The organism is Bradyrhizobium sp. ARR65, from assembly GCF_000472385.1.
Lineage (GTDB): Bacteria > Pseudomonadota > Alphaproteobacteria > Rhizobiales > Xanthobacteraceae > Bradyrhizobium.
This window is the reverse complement of the sequence record NZ_AWZU01000003.1, coordinates 210,282-227,227: the sequence shown is the minus strand read 5'-3', so window position 1 is coordinate 227,227 and position 16,946 is coordinate 210,282. Positions and strand designations below refer to the sequence as shown.

General features: G+C 63.1%; 14 protein-coding genes. 6 read left to right on the top strand and 8 right to left on the bottom strand.

Annotated elements, in window-relative coordinates; translation table 11 throughout:
• Positions 1-239: 239 nt before the first annotated feature.
• The gene (locus tag F758_RS0105620) at positions 240-452 is read left to right on the top strand and encodes a hypothetical protein (protein WP_024506943.1); all 213 of its coding nucleotides are present in this window, start codon (positions 240-242) and stop codon (positions 450-452) included.
• 58 nt (positions 453-510) lie between these two features.
• On the opposite strand, the gene F758_RS0105615 is transcribed toward F758_RS0105620, so the two are convergent.
• Positions 511-2,784 (bottom strand): ComEC/Rec2 family competence protein, encoded by a 2,274-nt coding sequence (locus F758_RS0105615; RefSeq protein WP_024506942.1) that lies wholly within the window; start codon positions 2,782-2,784, stop codon positions 511-513.
• 96 nt (positions 2,785-2,880) lie between these two features.
• Positions 2,881-3,063: a hypothetical protein gene (locus F758_RS0105610; RefSeq protein ID WP_024506941.1), complete on the bottom strand. Its 183-nt coding sequence runs from the start codon at positions 3,061-3,063 to the stop codon at positions 2,881-2,883.
• 514 nt (positions 3,064-3,577) lie between these two features.
• Here F758_RS0105610 and F758_RS0105600 point away from each other — a divergent pair.
• The gene (locus F758_RS0105600) at positions 3,578-3,760 is read left to right on the top strand and encodes a hypothetical protein (RefSeq protein ID WP_024506940.1); all 183 of its coding nucleotides are present in this window, start codon (positions 3,578-3,580) and stop codon (positions 3,758-3,760) included.
• Between the two features lie 146 nt (positions 3,761-3,906).
• Complete coding sequence (gene glnA, locus F758_RS0105595) at positions 3,907-5,337, top strand: type I glutamate--ammonia ligase (RefSeq protein WP_024506939.1); 1,431 nt, start codon at positions 3,907-3,909, stop codon at positions 5,335-5,337.
• A gap of 163 nt (positions 5,338-5,500) precedes the next feature.
• On the opposite strand, the gene F758_RS0105590 is transcribed toward glnA, so the two are convergent.
• The 6 genes from F758_RS0105590 to F758_RS0105565 form a co-directional block, all read right to left on the bottom strand.
• Entirely contained in the window at positions 5,501-6,262 is a 762-nt protein-coding gene (locus F758_RS0105590) for a slipin family protein (RefSeq protein WP_024506938.1), read from the bottom strand.
• Complete coding sequence (locus F758_RS0105585; RefSeq protein WP_024506937.1) at positions 6,259-7,656, bottom strand: NfeD family protein; 1,398 nt, start codon at positions 7,654-7,656, stop codon at positions 6,259-6,261. Before F758_RS0105585 ends, F758_RS0105590 begins: the two co-directional genes overlap by 4 nt.
• Positions 7,657-7,799: 143 nt before the next feature.
• Positions 7,800-8,900 (bottom strand): dihydrolipoamide acetyltransferase family protein, encoded by a 1,101-nt coding sequence (locus tag F758_RS0105580; RefSeq protein ID WP_024506936.1) that lies wholly within the window; start codon positions 8,898-8,900, stop codon positions 7,800-7,802.
• A gap of 20 nt (positions 8,901-8,920) precedes the next feature.
• Positions 8,921-9,901 (bottom strand): alpha-ketoacid dehydrogenase subunit beta, encoded by a 981-nt coding sequence (locus tag F758_RS0105575; RefSeq protein WP_024506935.1) that lies wholly within the window; start codon positions 9,899-9,901, stop codon positions 8,921-8,923.
• Entirely contained in the window at positions 9,894-10,979 is a 1,086-nt protein-coding gene (gene pdhA, locus F758_RS0105570) for a pyruvate dehydrogenase (acetyl-transferring) E1 component subunit alpha (RefSeq protein ID WP_051386690.1), read from the bottom strand. The genes F758_RS0105575 and pdhA overlap by 8 nt, the downstream gene beginning before the upstream one ends.
• Before the next feature lie 207 nt (positions 10,980-11,186).
• On the bottom strand, positions 11,187-12,878 hold the full coding sequence (locus F758_RS0105565) for a glutamine--tRNA ligase/YqeY domain fusion protein (RefSeq protein WP_024506933.1): 1,692 nt from the start codon (positions 12,876-12,878) through the stop codon (positions 11,187-11,189).
• A gap of 158 nt (positions 12,879-13,036) precedes the next feature.
• Between F758_RS0105565 and gltX the strand changes: the two genes are divergently transcribed.
• The 3 genes from gltX to bla all read left to right on the top strand — a co-directional run bounded on the left by gltX (position 13,037) and on the right by bla (position 16,940).
• Positions 13,037-14,461, top strand: coding sequence for a glutamate--tRNA ligase (gene gltX / locus F758_RS0105560; RefSeq protein WP_024506932.1), 1,425 nt, complete (start codon positions 13,037-13,039; stop codon positions 14,459-14,461).
• Positions 14,462-14,622: 161 nt separating this feature from the next.
• A complete protein-coding gene (gene gltA / locus F758_RS0105555; RefSeq protein WP_024506931.1) occupies positions 14,623-15,930 on the top strand; it encodes a citrate synthase in 1,308 nt (435 codons plus the stop codon).
• Between the two features lie 113 nt (positions 15,931-16,043).
• Complete coding sequence (gene bla, locus F758_RS0105550) at positions 16,044-16,940, top strand: class A beta-lactamase (RefSeq protein WP_024506930.1); 897 nt, start codon at positions 16,044-16,046, stop codon at positions 16,938-16,940.
• Positions 16,941-16,946 lie beyond the last annotated feature (6 nt).

The following is a 16,946-nucleotide window of genomic DNA, read 5'->3' as shown; positions in this document are numbered from 1 at the left end:
ACATACACGGCCCTGAAAGCTGCCTTTGGGGGGCGATCTCAAAGCAGACCGCCGCCCGGTCTACAGGTCCGCCAAGGTGAGGATAACGGCGGAGCAAGACTCGATTGTTCACTGCTGGCGAATAGTCCTTTCCGGTTTTCCCGGGTTCCCGGACTCATGCTCCCGCACTAGGTGATCTTCCGACGCAACACCCGAAAGCGCTCGCGCTTCGTCAAGTGTAACCAACGAGGAGACACCCCATGAGCAAGACCATTCTCGTCACCTTCGGCGCCCTGCTGATGGCGGCAACCACGGTCCAGGCCGCTTCCGCCGCCGAGCATCATCGCGCCCGCAAGGCGACGGCCGCTGCAACGACCAGCAGCCAGCAATTCCGCAATTCCAACAACGCCGCCGCGCCGTCGCGCGAGCTCGGGGTGTACTCGGGCGGCTGGTCGGCTCCCGCCGGTCACTGACGGCTCCGCGAATGACGAAAACTCCGGCCCTTGGCGCCGGAGTTCTTTGCAAACCTTGTCAGTCATCCGGCTGCAGATCGGATTCAGAGGGTGTGGCGTCCTTGCCGCGCTGAGCAGCCGGGCGCGACAGGCTGGCCGTATCGGTCTCGGCATAAGCTGCGGCCGGAGACCACGGCCGGTCAAAGCCGCGCGGCCTCACCGCCTCGACGTCAAAGCCGGTACCGTTACGCCGCAATGCCAGCGCCCCTTGCCGCCGCAGCCGATCGCGGTCGATCACCGCAGCAGCACAATCCTTCGGCGCCTGATGGATCGTCATGACGAGCGCGGCGCGATCGCAATCATCAAGCAAGGCGTCCGCGCGCAGCGCCTGCGCGACGAAGGCGCCGTCGGCCATCGCCACCACGCAGCCAGCCTCATCGCAAGAGGCTCCTTGCGCGAGCGAAGCTTCGCCGCCTGCTCTGGGATCAGCATCGGCGGCAAGCCATTCCTTCACCAGGAACGCGTCCTTGCCGGTCTGCATCAGATGCAGGTGCCCGTCGCGGCCGCGCACCGCAACGCTCCGCCCATCGCCGGAAATCAGCACATCGGGCTGCGGCGCGGCGAGCGCCCAGACCACGGCCAGGGCAAGCACAAGCGCGCCCGACCAGCGCAGCGGCGTCCGCAACAGGCCCATCACGATGATGCCGATGGAAGCTACGATCAGCGGCGCTGTGCCGAACGCCGCCATGCGGCCAATCGCGCCGGGCAAATGCGCCACCCATTGCGTAACCACGATCATCCAGTCGATGCCAACGCCCATCAACCACCAGAAAAAGCCGTCGAGGCCGAATGGCATCGCGAGCAGCCCGAGCAGCCCGGCCGGCATCACGAGCGCGGACACCACCGGCATCGCCGCGAGATTGGCGAGCACACCGAACGGCGTGACGCGATGGAAATGAAAGGCGGCGTAGGGCGTGGTGGCCAATCCGGCCACCAGCGAAGCCAGCATCAGCATCATGAGCTCGCGGCCGCCCCACAGTGCCACGCGCGCAGCAGTCGAACTATCGGGCGTGGCCAGCAGACGGGGCATGCCGACCTGCACCAGTGCCACGAGTGCCAGCGTCGCGGCAAAGGACATCTGGAAGCTCGGATGCACCAGCGCCTCCGGCGCGATCGCCAGAACGATCATGGCGGCGACCGCGAGCGTGCGGAAGGTGATGGCGCGGCGGTCCACGATCACCGCGATCAGCACCACCGCGGTCATGAAGAACGATCTTTGCGTCGCCACTTCCGCGCCCGAGAGCAGCAGATAGAACGCGGCGGCGACGAGTGCGGCAGCAGCCGCCCATTTCTTGATCGGAAAGCCGACGGCCAGGCCGGGTATCAGCGCCAGCAATGCGCGCATCGCGAAGAACACCACGCCGGCGACAACCGCCATGTGATAGCCGGAGATCGACAAGACATGGCCAAGGCCGGAAATGAACATCGCATCGTTGACCGGCTCGGAGATCGCATCGCGCCGCCCGGTCAAAAGCGCGGTCGCTATCGAGCGCTCATCACCCTCAAGGCGCGTGCGGATGCGTGCATCGATGGCATCGCGCAGGCCCTGCATGAAGGCGGCGTAGCGCAAGGACAACCCGCCGCTATCAGGCGGTTTGGCGATGGTGATGCCGCCCATCACGAATCCGGACGCACCGATGCCCTGGAAAAACAAGTCGCGCGCGAAATCGTAAGAACCCGGCCTCAAGGGAGCGAGCGGCGGCATCAAGCGCGCCTTCAGTTCGACAAAGCTGCCGACATCGGGCGCGGTGCCCTTCTTCACGGACAGCCGGACGCGCTCGAGCTTCAGATCGCCGCGTTGGGCCTCCATGTGGACGACGCGCAGCACGAAGCGGTCCGTGCGCTCACGAATGTCGCGCGTCTCGACGAAGCCGGACAGAGCGACCGAATAGAGCGGCCGGGGCAGCACGATATGGGCGACGTGCGCAGTTCTGAATGTCGCCGTGGCGAACCCCGCGGCTGCGGCGGCGGTCAGCACGAGAGCAGGAAAGAATTTCCAGCGCCGCAACAGGAACGCCGCGAGGCAAAGCACCACCGCGGTGAACGTCGCGACCACGAGCTGCGGCTCGTGATCCGCGCTGAAGTAGACCGCGATCCCGGCGCCGAACGCCACGGGCACCCAGGGCAAGAGCCGCCCGGCGCCCGCCTCCGCGCGGACCCAGCTCCTGAGCTTCGCAACGAACGATGTCCAGAGGTCAAGACCGGCCGGCGCGAAACCACCGGCCTGCGCCGCTCCGCGCGGCGGCCAGGTCGTCGCGATCCCTCGCACTCTGCCGCCGCCCCGCTCCGCCATCCACCGCCCGCTGCACGCACCAACGCGGTCATGCTACCTGACGGTGCCGGTACCCAGATAGCGGAACAAAATGAGAAACTGTGAGGGCGCCTCCGCTTATGCCCTGAAAGTGTCGGGCGCGACCGGCAGGCGGGTGATCGGATGCTCGACCGGCTGGGTCGCCGCAGGCTTGTGCCGCTTCGTCGCAGAAGCCTTGTGACGCTCCTTTGCGAGCGCGTCACTCCCCGCATAGGCGGTTGCCAGCAAGATCGCAATCACCAGAATGGTGAGCTTTCGCATGCGAGCCTCCACTTTTGCTTTTAAACACAGGCCGAGAATGAACCCATTCGCCGCGGCTCGCTATGATCCGCGTCACGCAAAGCGGCGCAATAGAATACCGGGTTGATTGAGCCAAAAGTCTCATAATGCCTCGATCCGCAGTCGAGCTGCGCTACTTTCCGCGCTTCCGCTCCGGCGCGCAAGCCAAGCATGATGGTTATACAGACCTCTGCGCCGGCTAAGCCAAAGGCGAACGCGACACAATCAGCCACACGCGCAACAACAGACGGGCTGCCTCCTGCCAGTGTTGAATGCGCATGCGCGGCCCTCTGCCGCTTTTTTATCCAGCGCAAGATCGTGTAAGCCGAAATCTGGGTCACTCGTCCGGGGAATGGTTGCCGCCGCTCGACACCGTTCAGCCCGACCTGGAGCCTCTTGCAACTAACCCACGCGCGGAGGCAAACTGTCCAGGCTTGATGGGCGTCAACGTCTGAGCTTCGCCCCGCGCGGCTCGGAACAAGAGGAGGATGGCGCCATGCGAGAAATCGAAATCCATTCCTATGCACGGCAGTTGCTGGAGGCGCACGGCGCCAAGGCGATTGCGGAGGCCGCCCAGAATGCCGTCGACCTCGAAGCAAAAGGCGATGTCGAACTGGCCAGAACCTGGCGGCATATCGAGGACGCCATGAAGCTCATGCGTGGGCCGCATCAAAGCTGAAGCGGCCGGCGCAAACGCCGCCATGCGGGACCGAGCCGGTGCGGCAGCGGCGCAAAACATGGAGCGTGGACCCAATCCGTCCAAACCGCTTAGCCGCGGCTGACCGGTGAGACGAAGCCGCGGCTCGCCACCACAGGAGTGAAGCCATGGTGCCGAATTGTGCGACAGCCGAAGATCTCATGAAGACGATCAAGGATGAAAACGTCGAGATGATCGATCTGCGGTTCACCGACTTGCCGGGGGTATGGCAACATTTCTCCGTGCCCCCGAGCGCCGTGAATGCAGATGCGCTCGAAGAAGGCATTGGCTTCGACGGCTCATCGATCCGCGGCTTCCAGGAGATCCAGGAGAGCGACATGTTGGTCGTCCCGGATCCCACGACCGCCTTCTTCGACCCCTTTAGCCCGGCAAGGACGCTTGTGCTGATCTGTAACATCAGGGATCCCGTGACCGGCCAGTCCTACAGCCGTGATCCCCGCTACATTGCGCAAAAGGCCGAAATCTACCTGAGGGGCACCGGCCACGCCGATACGAGCTACTTCGGCCCGGAGGCGGAGTTCTTCGTCTTCGACGATGTGCGCTACGGGCAAGGCATCAATCACGCCTTCCACGAGATCGATTCCCGTGAAGGGAGCTGGAACACCGGTACGGACGAAGGGCCGAATTTGGGCCACAAGCCGCGCCCGAAAGAGGGGTACTTCCCCGTTCCTCCGACCGACAGCATGCAGGCACTGCGCACCGAAATGGTGCTGACGATGGAGTCACTTGGAATCAAGATCGAAGCTCATCACCACGAGGTGGCAACTGGCGGCCAGAACGAAATAGACATGCGCTTCACCACGCTCACCCGCATGGCCGACAACCTGATGATGTACAAATATGTGGTGAAGAACACCGCCCATCAGCACGGCATGACGGCGACGTTCATGCCGAAGCCGTTGTTCGAGGACAACGCTTCGGGAATGCATGTTCATCAAAGCCTATGGAAGAGCGAAACCAACCTGTTCTACGATAAAAGTGACTACGCGGAGCTGAGCAAGCTCGGCCGCTACTACATCGGCGGGCTCTTAAACCACGCCTGGGCGCTGTGCGGGCTTTGCGCCCCGACCACGAATTCCTATCGGCGCCTGGTGCCGGGTTACGAAGCTCCGATCAACCTGGTCTATTCCCAGCGCAATCGCTCGGCCTGCTGCCGGATCCCAATGTATTCACCGAACCCGCGGGCAAAACGCGTCGAATTTCGCTCGCCAGACCCGTCCTGCAATCCCTATCTCGCTTTCTCGGCGATGCTGATGGCCGGCCTCGACGGCATTGAGAAGAGGAGTGATCCTGGCAGCCCGATCGACAAAAACCTCTACGACCTGCCACCCGCCGAGGCGAAGGAGGTGAAGTCGACGCCGGGATCGCTGGACCAGGCGCTCGACGCGCTCGAACGCGATCATACATTCCTGCTGCGCGGTGATGTGTTCACCGCCGACGTGATCGAGACCTGGCTCGACTACAAGCGTAAGAAGGAGGTCGATGCCATCAGGCTGCGGCCTCATCCTTACGAGTTCCATCTTTACTACGACATTTAGGCTGGCACATCGGCCGGTCAAGTTGCAGAGCCGGACGAGCGAGTGCAGCAATCCAGAGTGCATCCGTGGAGAAAGTCTGGATTGTTTCGCTTGCACTCGAGAGGTGAACGGCCGCCGTAGCCAACCGAACTCAATCTCATCGCGTTCTGGCATATGACCGAGGTCAGGTTGCTTCGCCGCGTGGCGAGAAGTGGCCAAGCAGATCCATCGGCAGCGGGAAGACCACCGTCGAGGACCGCTCGCCGGCGATATCATGCAGTGCCGCGAAATAACGCAACTGCATCGCCTGCGGCTCCTGCGCCAGGGCTCGTCCGGCCTCGACGAGCTTCTCGGCCGCCTGCTGCTCGCCCATTGCATTGATCACCTTGGCACGCCGTAACCGCTCCGCCTCGGCCTGCTTAGCGATGGCCCGCACCATGGTTTCATTGATATCGACATCCTTGATCTCGACACCGGTGACCTTGATGCCCCAGGCATCAGTTTGCTTGTCGAGGATCTCCTGAATGTCGGCATTGAGCCTGTCCCGCTCTGCGAGCATCTCGTCCAGGTCATGCTTGCCCAGCACCGAGCGCAGCGTGGTCTGCGCCAACTGGCTGGTCGCGGCCATGTAGTCGCCGACCTTGATGATGGCGCGCTCGGGATCGACAATGCGGAAGTAGAGAACGGCATTGACCTTGACCGAGACGTTGTCGCGCGAGATCACGTCCTGGGGCGGCACGACCTGCACCATGACCCTGAGATCGACCTTCACCATCTGTTGCGCGATTGGAATAAGGATGATGATGCCCGGTCCCTTCACACCCGTGAAGCGTCCGAGCGTAAAGACGACGCCGCGCTCGTATTCCCGCAGGATGCGAACGGCCGACAACAGAAAGATGATGATGACCACTGCGATTGCTGCATAGGTCAGATAATCGAGCATCATGACGCACCTCCTTCGCCGGTCAGCGCAGGCCGGCGCCGTACCACCAGCGTCAAATCCACAATATTGGCCACCTCGACCACTTCTCCCGGCCGGAAGGTCTCAGCGCCACGCGCTTGCCAGCGCTCACCCTGGGTAAAGACATGCCCTTCATTCCCGGACCAGTCGAGGACCTCGGCACGCAGGCCGCGCATCGCCTGCGCGCCGACCCGCGCCAAACCCTTGCGGGCGCGCAGAAGCGAACCGAGGATGGCGAGGACCAGACCGGCGAACATCGCCGCAGTGATCCCGATGACCCACCATGACAGTCGGTAGCCCGGCGCCTGGACGTTGAAGAGCATCACGGCCCCGAGCACGAAGGCGATGATCCCACCGGTGCCCAGAACCACCGTCGGGTTGAAGGCTTCGACGGTCAGAAGTGCGATCCCGACCAGCATCAACGCAAGGCCGGCGTAGCTTATGGGCAGCATATTGAGAGCATAAAGACCCACGAGCAGGCAGATTGTCCCGACCACACCGGGCGCGACCACGCCCGGGGACAAGAATTCGAAAATCAGGCCGTAGATCCCGACCATCAGCAAGATGAAGGCGACGTTGGGATCGGTGATGACCGCGAGGAATCGCGAGATCCATCCGGGATCGATGGCCTCGAGCACGGCATCTTTCGTCGCCAGGCGTCGCTTGCCGCCACCGGCAATCTCCACCGTGCGGCCATCGACCTGCTTGAGCAGATCGGCCTGATCGCTCGCGATGAGGTCGATGACGTTCGCCTGCAGCGCACCATTGGCAGAGAGGGTCGCGGCCTCGCGGACGGCCTTCTCGGCCCAGTCCGCATCGCGGCCGCGCAGCTCGGCGAGGCTGCGAATGAAGGCAACGGCATCATTCGTCACCTTTTCGGTCATGGCGTCCTTCGGCTTGGCCTGATGGTCGCCATCTTTGTTGTCTTTGCCGTCCTTGTCGGGGGCGGCTCCCGGCAGACCCGGCATCGAACCGCCAAGCTGTACCGGCGTCGCGGCACCGAGATTGGTGCCCGGCGCCATTGCCGCGATATGGGTTGCGTAAAGAATGTAGGTCCCGGCGCTGGCTGCATGGGCACCAGAGGGGGCTACGTAACCGACGACCGGGACCGGCGAGGCCAGCACGTCTGCGATGATCTCGCGCATGCTGGTGGCGAGACCGCCTGGTGTATTCAGGCGCAGAATGACAACCTCGGCGCGTCGTTCAGCCGCTCTGGCCAGCGCATCCTTCACGTAACCGGCCGTCGCCGGTCCGATCGCTCCGTCGATCGAAATGGTCAATGCGAGACTGCCGCTCTCCCCCGCCGCGGTGGAAAGGGACGAAACAATCAGCGCGGCGATTGCGATCGCCGCAACGACGGCCGCCTGTACGGTCCGCACGGCAAGGACTCCCTTGCCAAAATATATGGGGTTCCATTGCTGAACCTCAATATTCCCGCCGACCGGCATGCAGCAGCTATGCTCGCACACGCGGGTTGTGCAATGCGGGAGCTTCGGTCAGCCGGAGAGTTACGAAGGACGGTTCACGAAATCCGCTCAAGATCCGATTTGAGCGCGACGAGAAAGCGCGCGGCTTCGCCTCCTGTCACGACGCGATGGTCAAAGGTGAGCGACAACGGCAGCGCGCGCCTCACCGCAGGTTGGCCTTGATGGGCGACCACCCGTTGGGAAATCCGGCCGGCGCCTACGATCGCTGTTTGCGGCGGCACGATGACCAGGTTTGCAAATCGACCTCCGATCATGCCGAAATTGGACAGCGTAATCGTCGCGCCGCGTAGCTCTTCCGGTGGAATCGACCGCGCGATCGCGTCGGCCCGCAGCCGGTCAAGCCCGGCCCGCAAGTCCGATACGCCTCGCTGTCCTACATTGCGCAATACGGGAACGATGAGCCCGCCGTCAGTATCGACGGCGATGCCGAGATCGACGCGCGCGATCAGACGCCGCTCTCTCGTGCCGGAATTGTACCAGGCATTGAGCGCGGGAGCTGCTTTGCAGGCGGCGGCAATGGCCCGCACAAGCCGGATCGTCACGTCCTCGTCTTGCCGCCAATCGTCGATATCCGCCTCATCGGTGACGGTGGCGGGCACGATCTCGGCATGGGCTGCCGTCATGCGCTGGGCCATCGCACGCCGCAGCCCGCGCAGGGGCTCGGCGGGATCGGTGTGCAACATACCCTGCGCAGCCCGTTCGACGTCGGCCCGCGTAATGGTTCCGCCAGGTCCCGTGCCCTCGACGAGTTCAAGAGCGACGTCGAGCTTGCGCGCAAGTGCACGCACCGCGGGGAACACCTGAGGCTCCCGCCCGCTCGCTCGCCTGGAAGGGGTTGCTGCTGCCGGCGGATGTTCGCCACTGGCGAGTTCGCCGACAATCGTGCCAGTGTCCTGTTCAACGCCTTCGGCAAACTCGACGAGCGGCGCGCCAACCTTCACGATATCGCCCTTGGCGCCGAACAGGTGCACGATACGTCCGCTGGACGGCGACGGTATCTCGACAACCGCCTTGTCGGTCTCGACGGCAACGAGCGGCTGATCGATGACTACGCGATCGCCTTCGTTGACATACCAGGTGACGATCTCCGCCTCTTCGAGACCTTCTCCAAGATCCGGCAACATGAATTCGCGCATGGGACGCAGTCCGTTGCAATTCAGCTGAACTGGCAGGCCTTGCGGGCGGCGGTGACGATGCGTGCGACCGAGGGGATATAGTGTTGCTCAAGCCGTGCCATGGGGACGACGGTGTCGTAGCCGGTCACGCGCGTCACAGGTGCAAGCAGCGAAGACAAGCTGCGCTCGGCGATGATAGCGGCGATCTCGGCTCCAAATCCGCCGGTGCGCGCCGCCTCATGCACGATCACGCAGCGCCCGGTCTTTTGGACCGAACTGACCACGGTCGCTTCATCATAGGGCTTGAGCGTCGCAAGATCGATGACCTCGGCGTCAATGCCCTCAGCGGAGAGTTCATCGGCGGCGGCTATGGTTTCCTTCAACATCGCGCCCCAGCTGACCAGAGTGACGTCGCGACCTTCCCGCAAGACAAAGGCGTGATCCAGCGGCAAGGCTTCGCCATTGTCCTCCACCTCGGCTTTCGCTGCGCGGTACATCCGCGTTGGTTCCAGAAACACCACCGGATCGGGATCGCGGATCGCGGCGAGGAGAAGTCTGTATGCGCGCTCCGGCGACGAAGGCATGACGACGCGCAAGCCAGGAATATGGGCAAGCATGGCCTCGGTGCTTTCCGAATGATGCTCGGGCGCGCGAATGCCGGCCCCATGCGGCGTGCGCAGGACCATCGAACAGGTGAGCCGTCCCTGGGTGCGGTTGCGCATACGCGACGCATGGTTCACCAATTGATCGAAGCAGGGATAAAGAAATCCCATGAACTGGATCTCGCCGACGGGTCTCAAGCCCTGGGCCGCCATGCCAACGCAGAGCCCGCTGATCAGGAGTTCGGCAAGCGGCGTATCGAGGACACGCTCCGATCCAAAGCGCTTTTGTAAGCCCGCAGTCGCGCGGAAAACGCCTCCATCGACGCCGACGTCTTCGCCAAGCACGACCACACTCTCATCGTCCTCCATTGCGCGGCCGAGCGCCAGATTGATGGCTTCGACCAACGTCACCTCAGGCATCGCCCTCTCCCGCAAGTTCATGGCGTTGCGCGGCATAGGCCTCGGGCAGATCGGCATAGAGGTGATCGAACATGGTCTCGGGCTGACGTGGCGCCATTGCAAGGTAGCGTTCGGTCGCCGCCTCGATGCGCTCATGGCAGTCGGCGGCAAGCTGTTCCTCGTCCGCTTTGCTCCACATTCTTTTGTCGACAAAGAACGTCCTTAGGCGCCCGATCGGGTCTTCCTTCCAGTGCATCTGGACCTCGTCAGCCGAACGATAGCGTGATGCGTCATCAGAGGTTGTATGATCGCCGAGCCGGTAGGTGACCGCCTCGATGAAGCGGGGGCCCTTGCCGTCGCGAGCCGCGGCAACAGCTGCTTCAGCCGCGGCGCTCATCGCCACGACGTCATTCCCGTCGACCTGCTCGCCGGTGAATCCAGCGGCGATAGCTTTCTGAGCCAGAGTTTCGGAGCCGGTCTGCAGTCGCAATGGCACCGAGATGGCCCACTGATTGTTGGTGGCCACGAACACGACCGGCAATTTGTGGACCCCAGCAAAGTTCATCGCTTCGTAAACATCGCCTTTCGAGGTGGCGCCATCGCCGAACATGCACACGGCGACACGCGGTTCTCTGCGCAGCTTGAAGGCATAGGCTACGCCGGCGGCATGCGGCGCCTGAGATCCGACGGGAACGCAAAACGGGAAATCGTGGACCGGTCCGGAGAATTGATTGCCCCGCTCGTCTCCACCCCAAAACAGCAGGATCTCCTCCAATTTGACGCCGCGCCAGAGCAGTGCGCCATTGTCGCGATAGGAGGGCAACAGCACGTCTTCCTCTCGCATTGCGCTGGCTATGCCGACCGATACCGCCTCCTGTCCGAGCGAAACGGCATAGGTCCCGAGCCGGCCCGTGTGCTGCAATGCGACAGCCTTGCGGTCAAAGTGACGCAACAGCACCATGGCCCGATAAAGCGAAAGGAGTAGATTGGCATCGGAAGCGAAGGCGGGGACTGGCCTTGCTATTGAGCCGTCAGACTTGAGGTAGTTGCGGCGGTGCACCTCAAAGCGCGCAATTACCGGGAGCCCTTCGTCTGCCATTCTTTGACTGGCCACGGACTCGCTCCTGGAGCTATTTCGCCTCCCGCAATTCATTTGGTGCTTGCGCTGAGAGGGCGCAATACCGCTGCGGCTCGTCCAGGACTGTTATGGGGAAGCGGTTATCGAGGCGCCCGGATTGAAACCCGGTGACTTCGCCCTCGCCTGAACCGGCACCACAAATCCCTGTCGGTATCCGAAGCAGCCGGCTCAGCCCTTGCCGCCGACTTCCTTCGCAAAGGTGTCGCGCAACCCGATGGTGCGGTTGAACACCAGCCGCTCCGGCGTGGAATCCTTGTCGCGCACGAAATAGCCCTGCCGTTCGAACTGCATGGCCTCATCGGAATTGGCTGTCGCGATCGCCGGTTCGATCCGCGCATCGCGCAGGATTTCCAGCGACTGCGGATTGATGTCGGCGGCGAAATTGGCCGCCTCCGGATTGGGTTTTGCAAAGAGCTGATTGTAGATTCGTAACTCCGCCGGAAGCGACTGCGCCGCCGGCAACCAGTGCAAGGTCGCCTTGACCTTGCGGCCGTCGGGCGCGTTGCCGCCGCGAGTCTCGGGATCGTAGGTGCAGCGCAGCTCCACCACCTCGCCGGATGCGTCCTTGATCGCCTCGCGGCATTTGATGAAGTAGGCGTAGCGCAGCCGGACCTCGCTGCCGGGCGACAGGCGGAAAAACTTCTTGGGCGGGTTTTCCATGAAGTCGTCGCGCTCGATGTAGAGCTCGCGGCCGAACGCGATGCGGCGCGTGCCTTTCGACGGATCGTCGGGATGATTCACCGCCTCGAGTTCCTCGACCTGCCCTTCCGGATAATTCTCGATGACGACCTTCAACGGCCGCAGCACCGCCATTCGCCGCAGCGCCGTGCGGTTGAGCTCCTCGCGGATGCAGAACTCCAACATGCCGACGTCGACCACGCTGTTGGATTTGGCAACACCGATGCGCCTCACGAATTCGCGGACCGCCGCCGGCGGCACGCCGCGCCGCTTCAACCCGGCGATGGTCGGCATGCGTGGATCGTCCCAACCCGAGACATGGCCCTCGCGCACGAGCTGCGTCAGCACACGCTTGGAGAGGAGCGTGTAAGTCAGGTTGAGCCGCGCAAACTCGTACTGATGCGGCTGCGAGGGCACGGGCAGCTTCTCGATGAACCAGTCATAGAGGGGGCGGTGATCCTCGAACTCCAACGTGCAGATCGAATGCGTGATGCCCTCGATCGCGTCCGACTGGCCGTGCGCATAGTCGTAGCTCGGGTAGATTTTCCAGGTATCACCGGTCCGTGGATGGGTCGCATGCAGGATGCGGTACATCACGGGGTCGCGCAGGTTGATGTTGGGCGAAGCCATGTCGATTTTCGCACGCAGCACCCGTGCGCCGTTCGGAAACTCGCCGGCCTTCATGCGGCGGAACAGGTCGAGATTTTCCTCGACCGACCGGTCGCGAAACGGGCTGTTCTTGCCGGGCTCGGTCAGCGTGCCGCGATTGGCGCGGATCTCCTCCTGGGACTGATCATCGACATAGGCAAGGCCGGCGCGGATCAGCCCCTCCGCCCATTCATAGAGCCGGTCGAAATAGTCGGAGGCGTAGAACAGGTTCTTGCCCCAATCGAAACCGAGCCAGCGCACGTCGGCCTGGATGGAGTCGATATATTCCTGCTCTTCCTTGATCGGATTGGTGTCGTCGAAGCGCAGGTTGCAGCGCCCGGAAAACTCCTGCGCGACGCCGAAATTCAGCGCGATCGACTTGGCATGGCCGATATGCAGGTAGCCGTTCGGCTCCGGCGGGAACCGGGTGACGATTTCCTGGTATTTCTTGGCAGCGAGATCGGCCTGGATGATGTCGCGGATGAAGTCGCGCCCTGTGTCTACCGTCTCTGCTACCGCCGGTTCTGAAACCATTCTGTCGTCCTGTATCGGGAGATCAGCGGACCTTCTGCCAAATTCGCCTAAGCGAGCCAAGAGGTCAGGCCCGGATCCGCTTGCTTTAACCAAGCCTTTAGTTATGCACCGTTCCTGCTATACACCACCGCCCATGATGCATACGACCCGCTTCCGTAATGGCTGATTCCGTCGTCACCCGCTTCGCCCCCTCGCCCACCGGCTTCCTCCATATCGGAGGGGCCCGCACCGCGCTGTTCAACTGGCTCTATGCGAAAAAGCATGGCGGCAAGATGCTGCTGCGGATCGAGGACACCGACCGGGAGCGCTCGACCAAGGCCGCGATTGACGCCATCCTGGACGGGCTGACCTGGCTGGAGCTCGATTGGGACGGCGACGTCATCTACCAGTTCAGCCGCGCCGCGCGCCATCGCGAGGTCGCCGAGCAATTGCTCGCGGCCGGCAAGGCATACCGCTGCTACGCTACGCCGGAGGAGCTCGCCGCGATGCGCGAAAAGGCGCGCGCCGAAGGGCGCACCCGCCTCTACGACGGCATGTGGCGCGACCGCGATCCTTCTGAGGCGCCCGCCGGCATGAAGCCGACCATCCGTCTGCGCGCGCCGCTGACGGGCGAGACCGCGATCGAGGATCAGGTGCAGGGCCGCGTAGTCTGGCAGAACGAGAACCTGGACGATCTCGTGCTGCTGCGTGGCGACGGCACCCCGACCTACATGCTGGCCGTGGTGGTCGACGACCACGACATGGGCGTCACCCACATCATCCGCGGCGACGACCACCTGATCAACGCGGCGCGCCAGAAGCAGATCTATGACGCGCTGGAGTGGCCCATCCCAAGCATGTCGCATATCCCGCTGATCCATGGCCCGGACGGCTCGAAGCTTTCCAAGCGCCACGGCGCACTCGGGGTCGATGCCTACCGCGCCATGGGATATCTGCCGGCAGCGCTGCGCAACTATCTGGTCCGGCTCGGCTGGAGCCATGGCGACCAGGAGATCTTTTCGACCGAGGAGATGGTCGCGGCGTTCGACCTGTCGGCGATCGGACGCTCGGCCGCCCGCTTCGATTTCGCCAAACTGGAAAATCTCAACGGTTATTATATCCGCCACACCGACGATCAATCGCTGGTGCGGATGCTCGAGAGCGTGCTCGATTACGTCCCCCGAGGCGCGGAGCTCAAGCCCAAGCTCAACGAGGTCACCCGCGCGCAGCTCCTTGCAGCCATGCCGAGCCTGAAGGAGCGCGCCAAGACCCTGATCGAGCTGATCGAGGGCGCGTATTTCATCTTTGCCGACCGGCCGCTGCAGGTCGAGCCGAAAGCGCAGGCCCTGCTGACGCCCGAAAACCGTGCACTGATCGGCCGGCTCCGCGCTGATCTCGAGACCGTCGACCCCTGGGGCGCGCAGACCACGGAAGCGGCGATGCGCGGCTTCGCCGAGGCCAACGGCCTCAAACTCGGCGCGGTGGCGCAACCGCTGCGCGTGGCGCTGACCGGAAAGACCACCTCGCCCGGCATTTTCGAGGTTCTTTCGGTGCTGGGACGGGCGGAATCGCTGGCGAGACTGGCCGATCAGGCCTCAACTTAAGTCGGTCTTTACCTCTTGAAGTGGCCATCTTGCAGCGCACATAGCAATAAGCTACGCATTTGCGAGGTGCTCTTGGAATAACCGGCTGCCGCCCCCGTTTTAGTCACCTTGGGCATGCTCAGCCGCCGGGTTTTCGCAACGATTTCATCGGGGACTTCACGATGGACGCAACATCAAACAACACAAAAAACGCAACGCTGACGGTCGGCAATAAGACCTACGATCTCCCGATCCATAGCGGCACTATCGGTCCCGATGTCATCGACATCGGCAAACTCTACGGCCAGTCCGGACTGTTTACCTACGACCCGGGCTTTACCTCGACCGCGAGCTGCCAGTCCAAGATCACCTATATCGACGGCGACGCCGGCGTTCTGGAATACCGCGGCTATCCGATCGAACAGCTCGCCGAGCACGGCGACTTCCTGGAAACCTGCTATCTCCTGCTCTACGGAGAGCTGCCGACCGCCGCGCAAAAGAAGGACTTTGACTACCGCGTCACGCATCACACCATGGTGCACGAGCAGATGGCGCGCTTCTTCCAGGGCTTCCGGCGCGACGCTCACCCGATGGCAGTGATGGTGGCCTCGGTCGGCGCGCTTGCCGCCTTCTATCACGACTCCACCGACATCAACGATCCGCAGCAGCGCATGATCGCCTCGATGCGGATGATCGCGAAGATTCCGACGCTGGCGGCGATGGCCTACAAATACTCGATCGGCCAGCCCTTCATGTATCCGAAGAACTCGCTGAAGTTCGCCGAGAACTTCCTCTATATGTGCTTCGGCGTCCCCTGCGAGGAATACAAGGTCAGCCCGGTGCTGGCGGACGCGCTGGAAAAGATCTTCATCCTGCACGCCGACCACGAGCAGAACGCCTCGACCTCGACGGTGCGCATCGCCGGCTCCTCCGGCGCCAACCCGTTCGCCTGCATCGCTGCCGGCATCGCCTGCCTGTGGGGCCCGGCGCATGGCGGCGCCAATGAAGCCGCGCTTGCCATGCTCTCCAGTATCGGCAAGGTCGAAAACATTCCCGACTTCATCGCCAAGGTGAAGGACAAGAACAGCGACGTGCGCCTGATGGGCTTTGGCCACCGCGTCTACAAGAACTACGATCCGCGCGCCAAGATCATGCAGAAGATGTGTCACGCCGTGCTGAAGGAAACCGGCCACGGCGACGACCCGATGCTGAAGGTCGCGATGGAGCTGGAGAAGATCGCCCTCAACGATCAGTACTTCATCGACCGCAAGCTCTACCCGAATGTCGATTTCTATTCGGGCATCACGCTGAAGGCGATGGGGTTCCCGACCTCGATGTTCACCGTGCTGTTCGCGGTCGCCCGCACCGTCGGCTGGATCAGCCAGTGGAGCGAGATGATCGAGGACCCGCAGCAGAAGATCGGCCGTCCACGCCAGCTCTATACTGGCGTCGCCCGCCGCGACTACGTTCCGATCGAGAAGCGCAAGTAAGACGCGCTTCTCTCATTGAATACAGAAGGCCGGGCGCGGGAAGCGTCCGGCCTTTTTGCTCCCCGCGCATCGTTTGTATCTCGCCAGCCCCCACTCCTCGTCCCTGCTCGACCATGTTGACACGACGCCGCCTTACGCGACTTGGCCTGGCCACCGCGGCCGGAATGCTCACCACGGATTGGCACCGCTTCGGCATGGCCGCGGAGTCCGGACTTGCCCGACTGCCGGATGCGTTCGCGGAAGCGGAAGCGGACAGCGGCGGACGGCTGGGCGTGGCGGTTCTGGATAGTGCAGCCGGTGCGGCGATCGGCCACCGCGAAAACGAGCACTTCCCGATGTGCAGCACGTTCAAGGTGCTCGCAGTGGCTGCTGTTCTCTCCAGAATAGATGCGGGCAAGGAGCAGATCACGCGACGCATTCGCATCGCACCAGGCGATCTTCTGGCTTATGCGCCGGTCACCCAGCAACATGTCGGCGCGGACATGTCGGTCGCGGATCTGTGCGAAGCCGCGTTGACACTGAGTGACAACACGGCGGCCAACCTGTTGCTCGCAAGTCTCGGCGGGCCTTCCGCCGTGACGCAATATGCGCGTGCTCTCGGCGACGACTTGACCCGCCTCGATCGCGTCGAGCCCGACCTCAACACGGCCGATGCAGGCGATCTGCGCGACACCACCACGCCTCTCGCGATGGCGCGCAATCTGACGGCGCTCGCGACCGGGACCGCGCTCTCGCCCGCCTCGCGCGAGCTGCTGATCAATTGGCTCATCGGTTGCAAAACCGGCGATGCAAAGCTGCGCGCCGGCCTGCCAAAGACCTGGCGCGTGGGCGACAAGACCGGCTCGGGCGCTCACGGCACCAGCAACGACGTCGCGGTGATCTGGCCTCCCGGCCGCGCCCCGCTGATCGTCACCATGTATCTGACGGAAACGGCCCTTCCTGACGACAAGCGCAATGCCACCTTTGCGGCGATTGGCCGGGAGATCTCGGCAGCTCTGCGCTCGCAATAGCGACAT